Origin of the sequence: Citrobacter sp. Cpo091 (genome assembly GCF_030332645.1) — a bacterium.
Taxonomy (GTDB): Bacteria; Pseudomonadota; Gammaproteobacteria; order Enterobacterales; family Enterobacteriaceae; genus Citrobacter; species Citrobacter portucalensis.
Genome location: NZ_JAOWHL010000028.1, coordinates 956062 through 976063 on the forward strand (window position 1 = coordinate 956062; position 20002 = coordinate 976063).

Here is a 20002-nt window from a genome sequence, read left to right on the forward strand (position 1 = left end):
CTTATGAGAAACGATCACGGATAATAAAGAACATTGCTTATCAGATGTATATCTAAACGAGATCCTGACAACCGAATGCCTGAACAACATCGTTACACGCTCCCAGCGAAAGCAGGCGATCAGCGCCAGTTGGGTGAGCTTACCGGCGCCGCCTGCGCAACGCTGGTTGCCGAAATCGCCGAACATCACGCGGGTCCAGTGGTCCTGATCGCGCCGGACATGCAAAATGCGCTGCGTTTGCATGATGAAATTCGTCAGTTTACCGACCAGATGGTAATGAACCTGGCCGACTGGGAAACGCTGCCTTACGATAGCTTTTCCCCTCATCAGGAGATTATCTCCTCGCGTCTCTCCACGCTGTATCAGCTGCCTGCCATGCAGCGCGGCGTGCTGATCGTTCCGGTAAATACCCTGATGCAGCGTGTCTGTCCGCACAGCTATCTGCACGGCCATGCGCTGGTCATGAAAAAAGGTCAGAGGCTTTCTCGCGACGCCCTGCGCGAACAGCTGGACAGTGCGGGCTATCGCCATGTTGATCAGGTCATGGAACACGGCGAATACGCCACACGCGGCGCGTTGTTGGATTTGTTCCCGATGGGCAGCGAGTTGCCTTATCGTCTGGATTTCTTTGATGACGAAATCGACAGCCTGCGTCTGTTTGATACCGACACCCAGCGCACGCTGGAAGAAGTCGATGCCATTAATTTGCTTCCCGCACACGAATTCCCGACTGACAAAACGGCCATCGAGCTATTCCGCAGCCAGTGGCGTGATACCTTTGAGGTGAAACGCGACGCCGAACATATTTACCAGCAGGTCAGCAAAGGCACGTTACCTGCGGGTATTGAATACTGGCAACCGCTGTTTTTCAGCGAGCCGCTGCCGCCGCTGTTCAGCTACTTCCCCGCCAATACGTTATTGGTGAATACCGGTGATATCGAGACCAGCGCAGAACGCTTCCAGGCCGATACCCTGTCACGCTTTGAAAATCGCGGTGTTGATCCGATGCGCCCACTTCTGCCGCCGGAATCGCTGTGGCTGCGGGTTGATGAGCTTTTTTCTGAACTTAAACGCTGGCCGCGCGTTCAACTGAAAACCGAGAGTCTGGCGAACAAAGCAGCGAATACTAACCTCGGGTTCCAGAAGCTGCCGGATATCGCCGTTCAGGCACAGCAAAAAGAGCCGTTAGATGCGTTACGTAAATTCCTTGAAGGCTTCACCGGTCCGGTGATTTTCTCGGTGGAAAGTGAAGGCCGCCGTGAAGCACTTGGCGAACTGCTCGCCCGTATCAAAGTGGCGCCGAAGCGGATATTGCGACTCGATGAAGCCGTAGATAACGGTCGTTATCTGATGATTGGCGCAGCTGAGCACGGCTTCATCGATAGCAAACGCAATCTGGCGCTGATTTGTGAAAGCGATCTGCTTGGGGAACGCGTGGCGCGCCGCCGCCAGGATTCTCGTCGCACCATCAACCCGGATACGTTAATTCGTAACCTCGCAGAGCTGCATCCCGGTCAGCCGGTGGTGCATCTGGAGCATGGCGTGGGTCGTTATGCCGGTATGACCACGCTGGAAGCGGGCGGCATCACCGGTGAATATCTGATGCTCACCTATGCCAACGACGCCAAACTGTACGTGCCGGTGTCGTCACTGCATCTGATCAGCCGCTATGCAGGTGGCGCAGAAGAGAATGCGCCGCTGCATAAACTTGGCGGCGATGCCTGGTCACGTGCCCGACAGAAAGCCGCTGAGAAGGTGCGCGATGTTGCGGCAGAGCTGCTGGATATTTATGCCCAGCGCGCGGCGAAAGAAGGCTTTGCCTTTAAGCATGACAGTGAACAGTATCAGCTGTTTTGCGACAGCTTCCCGTTTGAAACCACGCCTGACCAGGCGCAGGCGATTAACGCGGTACTCAGCGATATGTGTCAACCGCTGGCCATGGACCGACTGGTCTGCGGCGACGTCGGCTTTGGTAAAACCGAAGTCGCGATGCGCGCGGCCTTTCTCGCCGTAGAGAACCACAAGCAGGTTGCCGTGCTGGTGCCGACCACCCTGCTCGCACAGCAGCACTTCGACAACTTCCGCGACCGCTTTGCCAACTGGCCGGTACGCATTGAGATGTTGTCCCGTTTCCGTAGCGCCAAAGAGCAAGCGCAGATTCTGGAGCAAGTTGCCGAGGGAAAAATTGATATTCTCATCGGCACGCACAAACTGCTGCAAGCGGATGTGAAGTTAAAAGATCTGGGTCTGCTGATTGTCGATGAAGAGCACCGTTTCGGCGTGCGCCACAAAGAACGCATCAAGGCGATGCGCGCAGATGTCGATATTCTGACCCTGACGGCAACGCCAATTCCACGTACGCTCAATATGGCAATGAGCGGCATGCGCGATCTGTCGATTATCGCCACGCCACCCGCTCGTCGTCTGGCGGTCAAAACCTTCGTGCGCGAATACGACAACCTGGTGGTACGCGAGGCGATCCTGCGTGAAGTTCTGCGCGGGGGACAAGTTTATTATCTGTTTAACGACGTCGAAAACATCCAGAAAACCGCTGACAGATTAGCAGAACTGGTGCCGGAAGCGCGTATTGGTATCGGTCACGGACAAATGCGCGAGCGCGAACTGGAACGCGTGATGAACGATTTCCACCATCAGCGTTTTAACGTGCTGGTGTGTACCACCATTATCGAAACCGGGATCGACATCCCCACCGCTAACACCATCATCATCGAACGAGCGGATCACTTCGGTTTAGCGCAATTACACCAGCTGCGCGGTCGTGTGGGACGTTCTCACCACCAGGCTTACGCCTGGCTGCTGACGCCGCATCCGAAAGCAATGACCACCGACGCGCAAAAACGTCTGGAAGCCATCGCCTCGCTGGAAGATTTGGGTGCAGGTTTTGCGCTGGCGACCCACGACCTCGAAATTCGCGGCGCCGGGGAATTACTGGGTGAAGATCAGAGTGGTTCCATGGAAAGCATCGGCTTCTCGCTGTATATGGAACTGCTGGAAAACGCGGTCGATGCGCTCAAAGAAGGGCGTGAGCCGTCACTGGAAGATCTCACCAGCCAGCAAACCGAAGTTGAACTGCGCATGCCGTCTCTGCTGCCGGATGACTATATTCCCGATGTCAACACGCGACTGTCGTTCTACAAGCGTATTGCCAGTGCGAAAGGCGAAAACGAGCTGGAAGAAATTAAGGTCGAGCTGATAGACCGTTTTGGTCTGCTGCCCGATCCGGCCCGTACGCTGCTGGATATCGCCCGTTTACGCCAGCAGGCGCAGAAACTGGGGATCAGAAAGCTCGAAGGCAATGAAAAAGGCGGTACCATTGAATTTGCCGAGAAAAACCACGTCAACCCGGTCTGGCTGATTGGTTTACTGCAAAAGCAGCCGCAGCACTTCCGTCTGGACGGTCCAACCCGGCTGAAATTCATGCAGGAGTTGAGCGAGCGTAAAACGCGGATCGACTGGGTCCGCCAGTTTATGCGTCAGCTTGAAGAAAACGCCGTAGCATAAGCATAGTGAACAGGCCGGGTGAGCACACCACTCACCCGGCCAGATGAATTTACAAACTCTTTGCACTTCCCTGCACTTCCCGACACAGCAAACAGCCATAATTCTCGTTTACTTTTACATAATAAAAACCACGTAAAAACAATGGATTTATGGTGATGTTAAACAATAAACGACTCTCTCGCTGGCTCGCGTTTTTTACGCTTGCAGCGACATTCGCGTTAGCACTTCCGGCTCAGGCAAACACCTGGCCGCTGCCGCCACCGGGAAGCCGTCTGGTGGGTCAGAATGCCGTTCACGTTGTTGAAGACAATGGCGGTTCTCTGGAAGCGATTGCTAAAAAGTACAATGTCGGCTTTCTCGCGCTGCTGCAGGCCAACCCTGGCGTTGACCCTTACGTACCACGTCCGGGCAGCGTTTTGACGATCCCGTTACAAACTCTGCTACCTGATGCCCCGCGCGAAGGTATTGTTATCAACCTCGCCGAACTGCGTCTTTATTATTACCAGCCGGGGACCAATTCGGTGACCGTGTATCCTATTGGTATTGGCCAGTTAGGTGGTGACACGCTGACGCCTACGATGGTAACCACCATCTCAGATAAACGCGCCAACCCCACCTGGACGCCGACGGCAAATATCCGCGCGCGATACAAAGCAAACGGGATTGACCTGCCTGCCGTTGTGCCTGCCGGTCCGGATAACCCGATGGGCCATCATGCGATTCGCTTAGCGGCATACGGCGGCGTGTACCTGTTGCACGGTACAAATGCTGATTTTGGCATCGGAATGCGCGTCAGTTCCGGCTGTATTCGTCTGCGCGACGGTGATATCGAAACCCTGTTCCGTCAGGTAACGCCCGGAACTAAGGTCAATATTATCAATACGCCGATCAAAGCATCCGTTGAGCCTAACGGCGTGCGCCTGGTGGAAGTACACCAACCGCTGTCCGAAAAAATCAATGACGACCCGCAACTGCTGCCGATCGTGCTGAACGCGTCCATGCAGACATTTAAAAATGCGGCGCAAACAGATACCGCCGTCATGGATCATGCGATGGAGATTCGCTCAGGCATGCCGGTCGATGTGACCCGTCATCATGACGTTGCTCAACAACCGCTGTAAACGTAGCGTATAAAAAAACCCCCGCTGGATTTTATTCCGCGGGGGTTTTTTATTTAACTCGCAGTGGCATTGCGATGGGTTAAATCTTATTTGTAGATAACAGCAGTTCCGTGAAGAGTGTTAGGACCGGTAACGGAAGTAATACGGAAAGACTTCGCACCCATCTCATCGGCTTTCTGCGCCAGTTGATCTTCCAAAGAACCTAAGTTAGTCCCCGCATTCGCAGAAATAGTACCGACTTTCTCTTGGCCCGCAGGAGTGGATTGAACTTCAACAGCGGCAAAGCTTGCAAATGACAGTGAGCTAAGAACAGCAGCAACAAACAGTGTTTTTACGTTTTTCATAATAGTGACCTTTAGCAGATGAATGGGTGTCGAAAAGATTAACTTAACGATCGATAGGTAAATCATAGATGTGATCCAGGTCACACGTCAACATTTTTTTATAATGATCGTTATATAAAATATAAAGGTCTTATTTTTCATACTAATAGCTATAAATTATTTTTATCGTGAATCCGCTGGAGTGTGCAGTCGAATATTTTTATAATGGTTATTCAATAAACCCAACAAAGGTACATCGGCGCCATGACAACTGAAACGACAGGTTGTGCAAAAAAAAGCCGTGGCCGACCAAAAGTGTTCGACAGGGAAGCCGCGCTTGATAAGGCCATGACACTCTTCTGGCAGCACGGATATGAAGCGACCTCGCTCGCCGATCTTGTGGAAGCCACCGGCGCAAAAGCGCCCACGCTGTATGCGGAGTTCACCAATAAAGAAGGGTTGTTCCGTGCCGTACTGGACCGCTACATCACCCGCTTTGCGGCGAAACACGAAGCCCAGCTGTTTTGTGAAGAAAAAAGCCTTGAGTCCGCACTGGAAGACTATTTCACCGCTATAGCGACCTGCTTTACCAGCAAGGACACCCCGGCTGGATGTTTCATGATTAATACTTCTGCGACGCTGGCAGCCTCTTCCCGCGATATTGCGCACACGGTGAAATCCCGCCATGCAATGCAGGAACAGACGCTTACCCAGTTCCTTCACCAGCGCCAGCAACAAGGCGAAATTCCGGCCCATTGCGACGTGCAAAAACTGGCCGAATACCTGAACTGTATTTTACAAGGTATGTCGATCAGCGCCCGTGAAGGCGCAACGTTTGAAAAACTGATGCAGATCGCACACACAACTCTGCGGCTGTGGCCCGAACTCGTCAAAGCTTAACCCTTTCCCGCAATTCCCCCGCTGTACTCACACCACCGGGAGCTGATAAAGCCCCCGGTTAGATTCCCGTTCTATTGTCCCTACATTTCTCATTGTTTTCATCGTGTTACCCGATCATTTTTTGTAAAAAGTATTGATAACGACAATTATTATCAGCAATATTCGCATTTGTTTTAATGCCTGTTTCACAATGTAACCATCGGTTTCTCTACCGCTATAACAAAAACAGACCGACTTTTTTTAAAAGGAATACAAATGCATAAGCGTCTCTGGGTGCTCAATCCTCTTCTGTTATCTTTAACTTTACCCGCTGTTGCGGCTGAGGAAGAGAACCTCATCGTCAGCGCCAACCGTAGCCAGCGCACAGTAGCAGAAATGGCGCAAACAACCTGGGTTATTGAAGGAAGCGAGATTGAACAACAGGTTCAGGGAGGAAAAGAGTTCAAGGATGTTCTTGCTCAGCTAATCCCAGGAATCGATGTTAGTAGCCAGGGACGCACAAACTACGGCATGAACATGCGCGGTCGCGCCATTGTCGTGCTAATTGACGGCGTCCGTCTGAACTCCTCGCGAACCGACAGCCGTCAGCTTGACTCCATTGACCCATTTAACATTGCGCATATTGAAGTCATTTCAGGCGCAACCTCTCTTTATGGCGGTGGCAGTACCGGCGGATTAATCAACATTGTCACCAAAAAAGGTCAGCCGGAGCGTGAAGTAGAACTCGAACTGGGGAGCAAAAGCGGCTTCAACAATAGCAACGATCATGATGAACGCGTTGCCGCGGCGGTGAGTGGCGGAACCGATCGCGCTTCCGGGCGTATGTCCGTCGCGTATCAACGATTTGGCGGCTGGTATGACGGTAATCACGATGCCCTGCTGCTCGATAACACCCAAACCGGGCTACAGCACTCCGATCGCCTGGACGTCATGGGCACCGGGACGATTGAACTTGACGACAACCGTCAGTTGCAACTGGTTACGCAGTACTATAAAAGTCAGGGGGATGACGATTACGGGCTGGATCTCGGCGAGAACATGTCCGCCGTGACCGGAAACGGCAAAGCATATACCAGCAGCGGACTGAATTCCGATCGTATTCCCGGCACCGAACGTCATCTTATTAGTCTACAATATTCAGATGCGGATTTTTTTGGCCAGAACCTGGTCAGCCAAATCTATTACCGTGACGAATCGCTGAAATTCTACCCCTTCCCTACGCTCAGCAAAGGCAAAGTCACCAGTTTCTCCGCATCACAGCAGGACACAGACCAGTTTGGTGCCAAAATTACCCTCAACAGCCAGTTGATGGATAACTGGGAGCTGACGTGGGGTGTCGATGCCGATCACGAAACCTTCGACTCTAATCAGAAATTCTTCGATCTGGCCTGGTCCCTGCCCTCCGGCGGCATGGACAACCGTACCGCTTATACCACCGGACGTTACCCCGGTTACAGCATCACCAACTTCGCGCCTTTCCTGCAAAACAGCTATGACATTAACGATATCTTTACCCTCAGCGCCGGCGTGCGCTATCAGTGGACCGAAAACAGGGTTGATGATTTCGTTGGCTATGCTCAACAGCAGGGAATCGCGACCGGGCTTGCGAACTCTGCCGATACTATTCCGGGCGGCAAAACCGATTACGATAATTTCCTGTTCAACGCCGGTATCCTTGCCCACCTGACCGACCGTCAGCAAACGTGGTTTAACTTTTCTCAGGGCGTGGAGCTTCCGGACCCAGGGAAATATTACGGTAATGGTACCTATTCGCTGGTTGGCGATCATTACCAGCTCCAGCGCAGCGTCAACGTGGCGGATTCACGTCTGGAAGGGATTAAAGTTAACTCGTACGAACTGGGGTGGCGCTACACCGGCGATAGTCTGCGCACGCAACTGGCCGCTTACTACTCGACTTCAGATAAATCGATCGTTATCAACCGCAGCGATATGACCATTAACGTTCAGCCCGACGATCGCCGCATTTATGGCGTTGAAGGTGCGGTGGATTATTTCATTGCGGACACGGACTGGAGCCTGGGTGGCAACTTCAACGTCATTAAATCGGAAGTGAAACAGAACGGTAAATGGCAAAAATGGGATGTCACGCTGGCCTCACCGTCCAAAGCAACCGCGTGGGTCGGCTGGGCACCAGAACCGTGGACCTTGCGCGTACAGAGCCAGCAAACATTTGATCTGACCGACGCCAGCGGTAACAAGCTGGATGGCTATAACACGATGGACTTTATCGGCAGCTATCAGCTCCCGTTGGGTAAGCTGACCTTCAGCGTGGAAAACCTGCTGAATGAAGAGTACACCACACTGTGGGGACAACGTGCGCCACTGCTGTATAGCCCAACCTACGGCAGCCCGTCACTGTATGAATACAAGGGCCGGGGTCGTACTTTTGGTCTGAACTACGCCTTAACCTTCTGATAAAAAAAGCCCCCCAGCCTGAGCGAATGGGGGGCTAATGTTCAGGATAATGCTATTTTACGCTTTGTTATTCAGTACCAACTGTCCGTTGTTATCCAACGGAATTTGCGCGCCGGGGTCCTTATCCATACGGATTTTCCCCTGCTGATCGCCAATTTTGTACGTCACGTCGTAGCCCAGCATCTTTTCAGATTTGTCATACACCGTTTTACAACGCTGCTGCGTGGTGGTGTAAGTATCGTTTTCCTGCATCGAACCCTGAATCTGGTTACCTGCATAGCCGCCGCCTAAAGCACCGGCCACGGTAGCAATATCTTTACCACGTCCACCGCCAAACTGATGCCCAATAACACCACCCGCAACCGCGCCCAGTACGGAACCCGCGATACGGTTTTCATCTTGTACCGGCTTGCGGTGGGTGACCGTTACGTTCCGGCACTCCTGACGCGGTGTTTTTACCGACTCTTTAATCGGTGTTGCAGAGACAACTTGCGCATACTGTGGGCCACGCTCGAAAACGTTCAGACTGGCCACCGCTGCAACACCCAGCGCAGCAGCTACGCCAATCCCTATACCCGCCAACATTGATTTATTCACGGGACTACCTCCTTTTTTGCTATTAGCAACAACTTTGCAACAGAAGGTAAGGAATGCCAATCAGATTACGGATGAAAATAGCGGGAGGTGGAGCGAAAGCGGAATGATTCAGACAACTCTGAAGGAAGGCGTCGGATGCGTAAAATCATCCGACGCCACAGGTCGATATTAATGCAGTTTCAGACGCGGGCGAATCACCCGGTTGATACTGCCGACCAGCATCATCAGCCCGGTTTTGAAGTAGCCGTGCAAAGCAATCTGGTGCATGCGGTACAGTGAGATGTACACAAAGCGCGCAATACGTCCTTCCACCATCATCGAACCACGGGTCAGGTTGCCCATCAGGCTACCCACGGTAGAGAAGTTAGAGAGCGAGACCAGAGAGCCGTGATCTTTGTACTGATACGCTTTCAGCGGCTTACCGTTCATCTGTGCCAGAATATTGTTCATCGCGCAGGTCGCCATCTGGTGTGCTGCCTGAGCGCGCGGAGGCACAAAACCGCCTTCCGGGCGAGCGCAGGAAGCGCAATCGCCAATCGCGTACACGTCAGGATCGCGCGTGCTCTGCAGAGTTGGCTCAACCACCAGTTGGTTAATACGGTTCGTTTCCAGACCGCCAATGTCTTTCATAAAGTCTGGCGCTTTGATACCCGCCGCCCACACCATCAGATCGGCTTTAATGTATTCGCCATCTTTGGTGTGCAGTCCGCCTTCATCAGCGCTGGTTACCATCGTCTGGGTCAGTACGCGTACGCCCAGTTTGGTTAACTCATTATGCGCAGCACCGGAAATACGCGGCGGCAACGCAGGCAGAATACGCTCACCGGCTTCGACCAGCGTAACGTTCAGCGCGTCATTGGTCAGCCCTTTGTAACCATAGCTGTGCAGTTGTTTTACCGCATTGTGCAGCTCAGCGGAGAGTTCAACACCCGTCGCACCGCCGCCCACAATGGCGATATTCACTTTTCCGTTAGCGCCCAGATTCGCGGAATACTTCAGGAACAGATTCAGCATCTCCTGGTGGAAACGACGCGCCTGATGCGGGTTATCGAGGAAAATGCAGTTTTCTTTCACGCCAGGGGTGTTGAAATCGTTAGACGTACTGCCCAACGCCATCACCAGCGTGTCATACGGCACTTTACGCTCAGGAACCAGTAGCTCACCCTTCTCATCGCGCAGCTCAGCGAGAGTAATGGTCTTCGCTTCACGATCGATATCCACCACCGAGCCTAACTGGAACTGGAAGCCATGGTTACGGGCATGAGCCAAATAACTCAGCGCATCCACACCTTCGTCCAGTGAACCCGTCGCCACTTCATGCAGTAACGGTTTCCACAAGTGACTGTGGTTTCTGTCTACCAGTGTGATTTTGGCCTTTTTCTTACGCCCGAGTTTTTTACCCAGCTGCGTCGCCATTTCCAGTCCGCCAGCACCGCCGCCGACAATCACGATCCTTTTCAATGGTGTAGTCAACGTGACCCCCTCAAATTTATTAACCAATTGTTAATTAAAAGTTATGAGCATAGCCTTTAATTAACAACAAGTTACGGCAATGAAAATGTTCTTCGAGAGTGAGAATAACACGAACGGTGCATTGGTCATACCAAAATTGATATGTATCAAGTTTTGATGCTGAAAAGATAGACAACCGGAACTTTAAGAACAAAAAAACCAGCCCGATGGCTGGTTTTTTACACACTCAATAAGAATTAACCTAACGTCTTGAACGCTTTGATGCGCTGCAAATGCGGAGAGATATTCTTAAACTTATGCGTCTGCTCTTCGTCCCAGACTATCTCGTAAAAATGATGCAGCTCTTCCGACGAACGCTGACTGTTAAGCGCTTCATCATGACGTGACAGGATCACCAGGCAGCGATCGCGATTCTTCTCACGGAAATTGGTCACGCATTTTGTTGCGATGTCTGCATACTCCTCAGGTCTGTCGATTTTGCCTTCCATGTTCTCATACGGGAACAGGTTGGGATTAAACACTACCTGACGAATATCACACAGGAAACCAATCCGTTCAGCCCAATATCCCCCGAGCCCCACACCACAAATCAGCGGACGGTCATCCACATTCAGCTGCAGCATTTTGTCCACTTCTTTCAGCAGATGCTGCATATCATGTTTAGGATGCCGCGTACTGTAGCTAATCAGCCTGACATCCGGGTCGATGAATTGCAGCTGCAACACCTTCTCATGGTTGCCCGGGCTGTTAGAGTCAAAACCGTGTAAATAGATAATCATCGCATCCTCGCCAAACTTGCGTTAATGACCTGCTTTCTCTTCCTGCCAGCGCTCATGAAGTTGGTTAAGCTGAGCGCTTACCGTCTTCCAGCGTGCCGAGTCCATCAGTTCCTGACGTGAAAATGAACCTTTATGATACAAACGTGTAACACGTTCTGCATTGATCGGCGACAGATTATCTAACACACTGACCGCTCCCTTACGATTATTGCAGACCAGGATCATATCGCAACCTGCATCCAGCGAGGCCTGTCCACGCTCCGCATAGCTTCCCATAATCGCCGCCCCTTCCATCGACAAATCGTCGGAGAAAATGACACCATCGAAGCCAAGCTCCTGGCGTAGCACCGTTTTCAACCAGTGAGGTGAACCACTCGCCGGACGCGGATCGACATCACTGTAGATGACATGCGCAGGCATAATGGCATCCAGTTTGTTTTCCGTAATCAACGTCTGGAACACGGACATATCTTTCGCACGAATCTCGGCTTCTGGGCGTGGATCGGTTGGGGTTTCTTTGTGTGAATCCGCCGTCACCGCCCCATGTCCTGGGAAATGTTTACCAGTCGTTTTCATGCCAGCAGCATGCATCCCGTCAATGAAGCGGGTCGCCATCGCCAGCGCTTTTAGCGGATCGGCATGGTAAGAACGCTCGCCGATTGCCGCGCTGATATGGCCCACATCCAGCACGGGTGCAAAGCTGATATCAATGTCCATCGCGATCATTTCGCTGGCCATCAACCACCCAGCGTCCTGAGCCAGTTTGCCGCCCTCTTCCAGACCGTGCAACGCAGCAAAGGATTGAGCTGCAGGCAGGCGGGTAAAGCCCTCACGAAAACGCTGTACGCGTCCGCCTTCCTGATCTACCGCCACCACCAGATGGTTACGTGACGCAGCCCGGATCTGACGCACTAATTCACGCAGCTGTTCCGGGTCATGATAATTTCGGGTAAAGAGGATCAACCCACCTACCAGCGGATGTGCCAGAATCTCACGCTCTTCAGCGTCCAGCTCATACCCTTCGACATCCAACATTACTGGGCCCACACTGCTCTCCTTATCCTTTCATTGTTAGCTGCCGCCAGGTTTCATCGGCCAGCCTGATAAATTGTCGATCGCCGGTTTGCCGCCAGCGATACTCAAACCACCCCGCCTTCAGCATCATTATCCAGGGTTGCCATTGTCTGACCTGTCGCCACAAAACGTCTGGCTCAATGTGCGCTCGTTGGGCGTAGGTGCTAACCAACTGTTGGTGCTGGGATTCATCGCTAACCCATACTGCCGCCAGCTCCAGGGCAATATCACCGTCTCCGGCGTATTCCCAGTCAATCAGCCGCAGCCCTGATGCCGTACGTACGATGTTGTCACCGTGAACATCCATATGCAGCGGCCCCAGGCGCAAAGGTCGAGGCTCACCTCGTTTCCTTAGCCGCTTCAGCGCGCGCAGCCAGCATGGTGTACGACGCGCCGGATCGCCACACTGCCAGTACTGTTCAAGTAGCGGAAGCAGGTTGATTCGCCAGCCCAATCGGGGTTGCTGGTGCAGATGATACAGTAAGCCTGCGAGTTCGTCGGCGTCCGGTAATCTGGATTCTACCTTACCGTGAAAAAACTCGACTGCCATCCACCCACGCGTATAAAAGTGAGGACGTGGCGCAAGGCTTTCTGGCAGGTGTTTTAGCGCATGATATTGGCGTAAGAAATGAGATTCCGGCGCGTCAGGGTCGTGATGGCAGCGCAGTACCAGTCGGTGGGAACGGTGTTCAATGATGCAGCTCCCGCCGCTCAGGCCGGTTTGGCTGGTTGCGACGGGATGATACTGCGGGAAATAGCGCGACAACACTTCGCCGCGCGTGAGTCTGTTATTGTTGCTGAACGGCACCTTTACCTGACCAGATTATCTCGCCAGTTTGTACCAGCATTAATTGCATTTGCAGCGCAGGCGAATTGACGTTGCCGGATGCGCTGGAATAAAGCACATACTGCGCGCCAACGTTACGGGCGATACCAATCGCTTTACTGCGCGTTCCCAGACTGTCATTCGGCGACAGACCTAACTGCTGTTTGGCGACAGCCAGCTGTTGGGCAGAAATCAGCGTAAACTTACCGTTATTCGCCAGCGCGTTACGTAAGGTTTCGGTGGCTTCACCCGCGTTCAACGAGCCGTTGGTGCGGTTATTCACGCTATCAACCAGCAGAACGCCGCCCGCTTTGACGCCGTCTGCCTGCAGCATTTTGCCGACCATCGGCTGCATAGCCCCGTTCCAGTCATAGTGACGTTGACGTGGCGTAGGCTGCGCTGTTTGGTCCTCGTGCTCAATTGGACCCGGCTGCTGCGGTATGCTTGGCACCGTTGGCACAACCGGCACCGGCTGTTGCGGCTGCGCAGGCTGTTCCGGTACCGGCTTCACTTCCTCTACCGGCGCGGGCTCACGTTGCACCACACAGCCTGAGAGAAACATCGCCAGCGCGGCAATCAATGCGTAGCGATTCATTTTGTTCATCAAGATTCACCCCTTACAAATAAAGATAAAGTCTAACCTTGTGCGCCCCCAGAAAATTGGCGCTGCCGTACAGCGTCACCGACGAATGAGCCGGAATAGTCACACTGCGTGGCGCTTCCAGAGGGTGCATTTCCAGCCCTCTGGCGTCATACCAGTAAAACCGATAATGAACGGTAACGGGTTCTTGTCTTTCGTTATAGAGTCGAGAGGATGCCGAAGCCTGAATATCAGACGTTGTTAACGTGGGCTGCTCTGCTGTAATACCCGCCGCCAGAATTGTTGATTCCATCACCAGCGACTGTTCATCACTTACCGGGATTTCAGGATGTGTTCGACAACCCGCCAGCAACAACAAGCCCAGTGAAAGCGCAATGCATCCTCTGGTCATGCTTACAGACCTTTATGCGCAAGCATTGGGCCAAGCGCACGTCCACCCAGCAGGTGCATATGAATGTGATACACCTCCTGCCCCCCGTGGCGGTTGGTGTTCATGATTAAGCGGTACCCATCTGCAGCAATGCCTTCCTGCTCAGCAATTTTCGCCGCAACGGTGATCATGCGGCCCAATGCCTGTTCATGTTCCGCCGTCACATCATTGACAGTTGGGATCAGAATGTTAGGAATGATCAGGATATGCGTTGGTGCCTGAGGGGAAATATCACGAAACGCAGTGACCAGTTCGTCCTGGTATACGATATCCGACGGAATCTCACGACGAATAATTTTGCTGAATATAGTTTCTTCTGCCACGACGTTTTCCTTTTTCATTATCAGCCCAAGCGTTTTGCCATGCTACGCCGGGTAACTCTGCGAGTATAGAGTATGAGCGAGTTACTCACGCTCTTTCAACTTTAACCCTCGATTTTTTAAGCGAAAACCCCAGTCAGTGCTGCTCTTATAACCATTTCCCTGCGCTATTGCTCAAGCATAGTACTGAAACAATATTTCATTTATGCCGTAGCATCTGTTTACACATTGAGTGCTAATGCGTATATTTCGCATTTGTATTTACATGCGCATTTAATAATTTACAACCAAAGGGTTCATCACAACTACCGGTGATTTGAACTTAATATTAATAATTATCAAGGACTTTTCGATGTCTTTCACAACACTCAACGGGAATGTTCAACGCCAACCGGGCCTTGCCCCTTCTTTGCTGGCAGCATGCATCACGCTAGCGCTTTTACCTTCCACCAGCCTCGCAGCCCCTGCTGAAGAGACAGTGATCGTGGAGGGTTCTGCTCCAGCCGCATCCAGTGAGGAGCAGGATTACAGCGTTAAATCGACGACCGCTGGAACAAAAATGCAGATGACACAGCGCGATATCCCGCAATCAGTCAGCATTGTCAGCCAGCAGCGCATGGAAGATCAGCAGTTGCAAACGCTGGGCGATGTGATGGATAACACGTTGGGGATAAGCAAAAGCCAGGCGGATTCAGATCGCAGCAGCTATTACTCGCGCGGATTTCAGATTGATAACTATATGGTCGATGGGATCCCGACCTATTTTGAATCCCGCTGGAATCTCGGTGACGCCCTTTCTGACACCGCCCTTTTTGAGCGTGTCGAAGTGGTCCGTGGCGCAAACGGGCTAATGACCGGGACGGGTAACCCTTCAGCCTCCATTAACATGATCCGTAAGCATGCCACCAGCCGCGAGTTCACCGGTAATGTTTCAGCGGAATATGGCAGTTGGAACAAACAACGCTATGTGACCGATCTGCAAAGCCCGCTTACAGCAGACGGCAACGTGCGCGGTCGCATCGTGGCGGGTTACCAGAATAACGACTCCTGGCTTGATCGCTACAATAGCGAAAAAATGTTCTTCTCCGGGATTGTCGATGCCGATTTGGGTGACACCACCAGCCTGTCTGCGGGCTATGAATATCAGCGCATTGATATCAACAGCCCAACCTGGGGTGGATTGCCGCGCTGGAATACCGATGGCAGTAAAAACAGCTACGACCGTTCGCGCAGCACTGCACCGGACTGGGCTTACAACGATAAAGACTTCAACAAAGTGTTTGTCACCATCAAACAACGTTTTGCCGATACCTGGCAGGCGACCATGAACGCCACCCACTCCGAGGTCAAGTTCGACAGTAAAATGATGTACGTCGATGCCTATGTTAATAAGGCCGACGGCACGCTGATTGGCCCATATGGTAACTATGGTCCAGGATATGACTACGTCGGAGGAACCGGCTGGAACAGCGGCAAACGTAAAGTGGATGCTGTCGATCTATTTGCCGACGGCGGTTACGATCTGTTTGGTCGTCAGCATAATCTGATGCTGGGCGGCAGCTACAGTAAACAGAATAACCGTTATGAAAGCTCGTGGGCGAACGTTTTCCCCAACGAAATCGGCAGCTTCTATACCTACGATGGTAACTTCCCGGAAACCAACTGGAACCCGCAGTCATTAGCTCAGGACGATACCACGCACATGAAATCGCTGTACGCCGCAACGCGTATTTCGCTGGCCGACCCACTGCATTTGATTGTTGGCGCACGTTACACCAACTGGCGTATCGACACCCTGACCTACAGCATGGAGCAAAACCACACCACGCCGTATGCGGGTCTGGTCTATGACATTGACGATAACTGGTCTACCTACGCCAGCTATACCTCAATCTTCCAGCCGCAGAACAAGCGCGACAGTTCCGGTAAATATCTCTCTCCGATCACCGGCAACAACTATGAGCTTGGCCTGAAGTCCGACTGGATGAACAGCCGTTTAACCACCACGCTCGCGGTGTTCCGCATTGAACAGGATAACGTAGCGCAATCAACCGGCGTGCCAATCGCCGGTAGCAATGGCGACACGGCCTTTAAAGCGATGGATGGTACGGTCAGCAAAGGGGTCGAATTCGAAATTAACGGTGCGATCACCGATAACTGGCAGATGACGTTTGGTGCGACACGCTATGTTGCTGAAGACAACGAAGGCAATGCAGTAAACCCGAATCTGCCGCGGACCACGGTCAAACTGTTTACCCGTTATCGCCTGCCAGCCATGCCGGAACTGACCGTCGGCGGTGGAGTTAACTGGCAGAATCGTGTTTACAGCGATACGGTCACGCCTTATGGCACATTCCGCGCGGAACAGGGAAGCTACGCCCTGGTAGATTTGTTCACCCGCTACCAGGTAACAAAAAACTTCTCAGTGCAGGGTAACCTTAATAACCTGTTCGATAAAACCTACGACACGAATATCGACGGTTCTATCGTTTATGGTGAGCCGCGCAACGTCAGCGTTACCGCCAGCTATCAGTTCTGACACCGGGTATTGCGTAGAATCGCTAACTCGCTGACTTAGGTTGCAAATTCTCATCAAACTCCAGCCGCTTTCTGTCGGGTTCTACCGCAGTCAGCGGCTCCACTTCTGCAAGCGTCTGCTGACAGCGCCCCACCAGCACCTGATACTCGCGAGTGCCCTGTTTTTTCCACACCAGTTCCTGCTCAGTTAACATGCGAATCGCTTTCGCCGGGCTGCCGACAATCAGATGGTTGGCGGGCATCTCAGCGCGCGCTTTCACAAACGCCGAAGCACCAACGATACTGTTTTCACCGATGATCGCGCCATCGATAATCACCGCGCTCATGCCGATCAGCGCGTTACGCCCAATCACACAGCCGTGCAGAATCGCGCCGTGGCCGATATGTCCGTCCTCTTCCACCACCGTATCCTGGCCGGGAAATCCGTGCATCACGCAGTTATCCTGGATATTCGCCCCATCTTTAACCACGATACGCCCAAAATCTCCGCGCAGGCTGGCGTTGGGACCAACATAAACACCTTTGCCGAGAATGACATCGCCAATCAGCACTGCGGTTGGGTGAACATAGCTTTCTGCAGGAACTACCGGGATCATCCCGTCAATCTGGTAAATCGGCATGGCTTCTCCTGTTACACCTCGGCTAATCCGCCGAAGCGTTGATAATAGAGCGGACCCGGCGCGGGCAGTTCCCCCACCGAGCTCTCGCCTTTTTCGCTGACGAAAACCTGGGCGCCGGGCGCAACACGTTGATAAATATTAATGCACAGCTGACGCGCCGTCTGACCCAGCCAGTGAGCAGGCAACAATTCTTCCGGCAACAGCGGATCTTTGAGCACAACCCGACGATAGAAGTGAATGAGCAACAGGCGGATCTGGAAGCAGCGCTCTGGCGTAAGTTCGTCCGGCCCGGCGTCACGCAGTAGCGGTAACAACGGACGGAACAGCGTGATAAACGCCTCGTACATGGCATTTTGTTCGGTTAAGTGCCAGCACCCTTCTACCCGCTCACGCAGCGCAGCGCGGGAGAGTGCCAACGGCGAATGCGCCTCAAAAACGATGACGTTTTCCGCTACCCCAGCTTCATGAAGCAGCGACTGTACGTCCGCCAGCTTTTGCGATGGCGACGCCAGCAGACTCGGCGCCAGTACGCCAAAACCTTGCCATAACAGCTGCTTTTTAACTTCGGCCAGGGTATTTTTCTCCAGCCCCTCCGACAGCAGCAGCAGCCAGGTACCGTCCCACTCAGGGGCGCTGGCACGGTAGATTTTGCTCTCGGCGCGGCGCGTCAAGCGTAGCCCTTTATCACTCAGGCGGTAGAAACTGCGGCGGCCGATACGTACTACGTCCAGCCATTCTTCTTTATTAAGGCGAAACAGCGCGGTACGTACAAAACGTTCACCGAAGCCAAGCCCTTCCAGCAGCGCGGCAACGCTACCGAGCCAGACTTCTCCACCGCGTTGCGATAAACAGTCCCCGTAAAGCGAGGCGATAAGAGAGGTGCCGCTGACCGGCATTGCGGTTACCGCCTGCTGAATAAAACTATCGAGTTTTTCCATATGATTCATACTGTTGTCTTTTTTGTCCTTTTTGAATCATAGCACAGGATAATTTCCGCGATATGGCAGGAATTTGTAGGCCGGATAAGGCAACGCCGCCATCCGGCAACTTGTGCGCTCTCGCCTGGTGGCGCTGCGCTTATCAGGCCTACGAGTCTTAACCGTTGGCGGCAACTTTGCGCAGGTCGAACACCCGGCACGCCTTTCCTTCTGAGCGCGGAATGCTGCCGCAGTTAACAATGCTTACGTCCGTTGAAATACCGACCATCGACTTAATACGATGACGCAAATGATGGCAAATCTGGCAGCGCTGCTCATGGCTTAGCACCAGGCTACTCTCTTTAAGCTCCACGCGTACCGAAAGCGAATCAAGATGCCCTCGGCGATCCACTTCCAACTGGTAATGCGGAGCCAGATGTTCAATCTTGAGGATCTCTTCTTCCACCTGCGATGGGAAGACGTTGACGCCGCGAATAATCAGCATATCGTCGCTGCGCCCGCTAATGCGATCCATACGACGCATCGTGCGCGCGGTACCCGGCAGCAGGCGCGTCAGGTCGCGGGTACGATAACGAATGACCGGTAGCGCTTCTTTCGTCAGCGTGGTGAACAGCAGTTCGCCGTGCTCGCCGTCGGCCAGTGGCGTACCGTCATCCGGATTGACCACTTCCGGGAAGAAATGATCCTCCCATATTGTCGGACCATCACCCGTTTCGATGCACTCCATCGCCACGCCCGGCCCCATCACTTCCGAGAGGCCATAAATATCCAGCGCCGTAATACCCAGGCGACGTTCGATCTCCGCGCGCATCCCCGTTGTCCACGGCTCTGCGCCAAAGACACCGGTACGCAGCGAACAACCCCGTGCGTCACCGCCCATCTGGCGCTCCAGCTCTTCAATCAGGTTCAGACAGTAGGATGGCGTGACCATAATCATGTCAGGTTTGAAATCGCGAATCAGCTGCGCCTGTTTCTCGGTTTGACCGCCGGACATCGGGATGACCGTTGCCCCCAGGCGTTCCGCGCCGTAGTGCGCGCCCAGTCCGCCGGTGAAAAGGCCATAGCCATAAGCGACGTGGATTTTATCTTTCGCGGTACCGCCTGCGGCACGCAGCGAGCGGGCGACGATGTTAGCCCAGGTATCGATATCATTTTGCGTATAGCCCACCACCGTCGGTTTACCCGTGGTGCCGGATGATGCATGGATACGCACCACCTGCTCCATCGGTACCGCGAAGGTGTCGAAGGGATAGTTGTCACGCAGGTCCTGCTTGGTGGTGCAGGGAAACTTGCTCAGATCGCTCAGCTCACGGAAATCATCCGGGTGAACCCCCGCCGCGTCGAACTTACGGCGGTACATCGGGACATTTTCATAGGCGTGTTTTAACGTCCATTTCAGGCGCTTGGTTTGCAAAGCCTGTAATTCGTCACGCGATGCGGTTTCAATCGGATCTAATTTTGTTGTTGTCGTTGTCATTTTGTAGGGCACTCGCAGGTCAATTAG

At 53.0% G+C, this 20002-nt stretch carries 17 protein-coding genes; 5 read left to right on the forward strand and 12 right to left on the reverse strand.

Features of this window, described 5'->3' with window-relative positions; all coding sequences use genetic code 11:
• Positions 1-75 precede the first annotated feature (75 nt).
• Both mfd and ldtC read left to right on the forward strand, forming a co-directional pair.
• Positions 76-3522, forward strand: a complete 3447-nt coding sequence (mfd, locus tag OGY04_RS08105) for a transcription-repair coupling factor (RefSeq protein WP_286585094.1) — start codon at positions 76-78, stop codon at positions 3520-3522.
• Positions 3523-3677: 155 nt separating this feature from the next.
• Entirely contained in the window at positions 3678-4643 is a 966-nt protein-coding gene (ldtC, locus tag OGY04_RS08110) for a L,D-transpeptidase LdtC (protein WP_032944376.1), read from the forward strand.
• An 86-nt stretch (positions 4644-4729) separates the two neighbouring features.
• Here ldtC and bhsA read toward each other — a convergent pair whose 3' ends face one another.
• On the reverse strand, positions 4730-4987 hold the full coding sequence (gene bhsA / locus OGY04_RS08115; protein ID WP_003030810.1) for a multiple stress resistance protein BhsA: 258 nt from the start codon (positions 4985-4987) through the stop codon (positions 4730-4732).
• Between the two features lie 243 nt (positions 4988-5230).
• On the opposite strand from bhsA, the gene comR reads away from it, so the two are divergent.
• Together comR and OGY04_RS08125 are read left to right on the forward strand one after the other, a co-directional pair.
• Positions 5231-5866: a TetR family copper-responsive transcriptional repressor ComR gene (gene comR / locus OGY04_RS08120; protein ID WP_286585095.1), complete on the forward strand. Its 636-nt coding sequence runs from the start codon at positions 5231-5233 to the stop codon at positions 5864-5866.
• Positions 5867-6121: 255 nt separating this feature from the next.
• Positions 6122-8302, forward strand: a complete 2181-nt coding sequence (locus tag OGY04_RS08125) for a TonB-dependent siderophore receptor (RefSeq protein WP_008784431.1) — start codon at positions 6122-6124, stop codon at positions 8300-8302.
• A gap of 57 nt (positions 8303-8359) precedes the next feature.
• Here the strand turns inward: OGY04_RS08125 and OGY04_RS08130 are convergent, their stop codons facing one another.
• The 8 genes from OGY04_RS08130 to hinT form a co-directional block, all read right to left on the reverse strand.
• Positions 8360-8899: a glycine zipper 2TM domain-containing protein gene (locus OGY04_RS08130; RefSeq protein WP_003030814.1), complete on the reverse strand. Its 540-nt coding sequence runs from the start codon at positions 8897-8899 to the stop codon at positions 8360-8362.
• 168 nt (positions 8900-9067) lie between these two features.
• On the reverse strand, positions 9068-10372 hold the full coding sequence (gene ndh / locus OGY04_RS08135; RefSeq protein WP_003832263.1) for an NADH-quinone dehydrogenase: 1305 nt from the start codon (positions 10370-10372) through the stop codon (positions 9068-9070).
• Positions 10373-10608: 236 nt separating this feature from the next.
• Positions 10609-11151, reverse strand: a complete 543-nt coding sequence (ycfP, locus tag OGY04_RS08140; RefSeq protein ID WP_003030817.1) for an alpha/beta hydrolase YcfP — start codon at positions 11149-11151, stop codon at positions 10609-10611.
• Between the two features lie 21 nt (positions 11152-11172).
• Positions 11173-12198, reverse strand: coding sequence for a beta-N-acetylhexosaminidase (nagZ, locus tag OGY04_RS08145; protein ID WP_032943019.1), 1026 nt, complete (start codon positions 12196-12198; stop codon positions 11173-11175).
• A 10-nt stretch (positions 12199-12208) separates the two neighbouring features.
• Positions 12209-13033 (reverse strand): thiamine kinase, encoded by an 825-nt coding sequence (thiK, locus tag OGY04_RS08150; RefSeq protein ID WP_048235622.1) that lies wholly within the window; start codon positions 13031-13033, stop codon positions 12209-12211.
• On the reverse strand, positions 13014-13655 hold the full coding sequence (gene lpoB / locus OGY04_RS08155; RefSeq protein ID WP_057066440.1) for a penicillin-binding protein activator LpoB: 642 nt from the start codon (positions 13653-13655) through the stop codon (positions 13014-13016). The genes thiK and lpoB overlap by 20 nt, the downstream gene beginning before the upstream one ends.
• 13 nt (positions 13656-13668) lie before the next feature.
• Positions 13669-14043 (reverse strand): YcfL family putative periplasmic lipoprotein, encoded by a 375-nt coding sequence (locus OGY04_RS08160; RefSeq protein WP_008784425.1) that lies wholly within the window; start codon positions 14041-14043, stop codon positions 13669-13671.
• Between the two features lie 2 nt (positions 14044-14045).
• Positions 14046-14405, reverse strand: a complete 360-nt coding sequence (hinT, locus tag OGY04_RS08165) for a purine nucleoside phosphoramidase (RefSeq protein WP_003030826.1) — start codon at positions 14403-14405, stop codon at positions 14046-14048.
• A 349-nt stretch (positions 14406-14754) separates the two neighbouring features.
• Between hinT and fhuE the strand changes: the two genes are divergently transcribed.
• Entirely contained in the window at positions 14755-16941 is a 2187-nt protein-coding gene (fhuE, locus tag OGY04_RS08170) for a ferric-rhodotorulic acid/ferric-coprogen receptor FhuE (RefSeq protein ID WP_057066438.1), read from the forward strand.
• Between the two features lie 22 nt (positions 16942-16963).
• Here the strand turns inward: fhuE and paaY are convergent, their stop codons facing one another.
• The 3 genes from paaY to paaK all read right to left on the reverse strand — a co-directional run bounded on the left by paaY (position 16964) and on the right by paaK (position 19975).
• Entirely contained in the window at positions 16964-17560 is a 597-nt protein-coding gene (gene paaY, locus OGY04_RS08175) for a phenylacetic acid degradation protein PaaY (RefSeq protein ID WP_279850534.1), read from the reverse strand.
• A gap of 11 nt (positions 17561-17571) precedes the next feature.
• The gene (gene paaX / locus OGY04_RS08180) at positions 17572-18498 is read right to left on the reverse strand and encodes a phenylacetic acid degradation operon negative regulatory protein PaaX (RefSeq protein ID WP_020996484.1); all 927 of its coding nucleotides are present in this window, start codon (positions 18496-18498) and stop codon (positions 17572-17574) included.
• Positions 18499-18655: 157 nt separating this feature from the next.
• Entirely contained in the window at positions 18656-19975 is a 1320-nt protein-coding gene (gene paaK / locus OGY04_RS08185; protein WP_048214429.1) for a phenylacetate--CoA ligase PaaK, read from the reverse strand.
• Positions 19976-20002 lie beyond the last annotated feature (27 nt).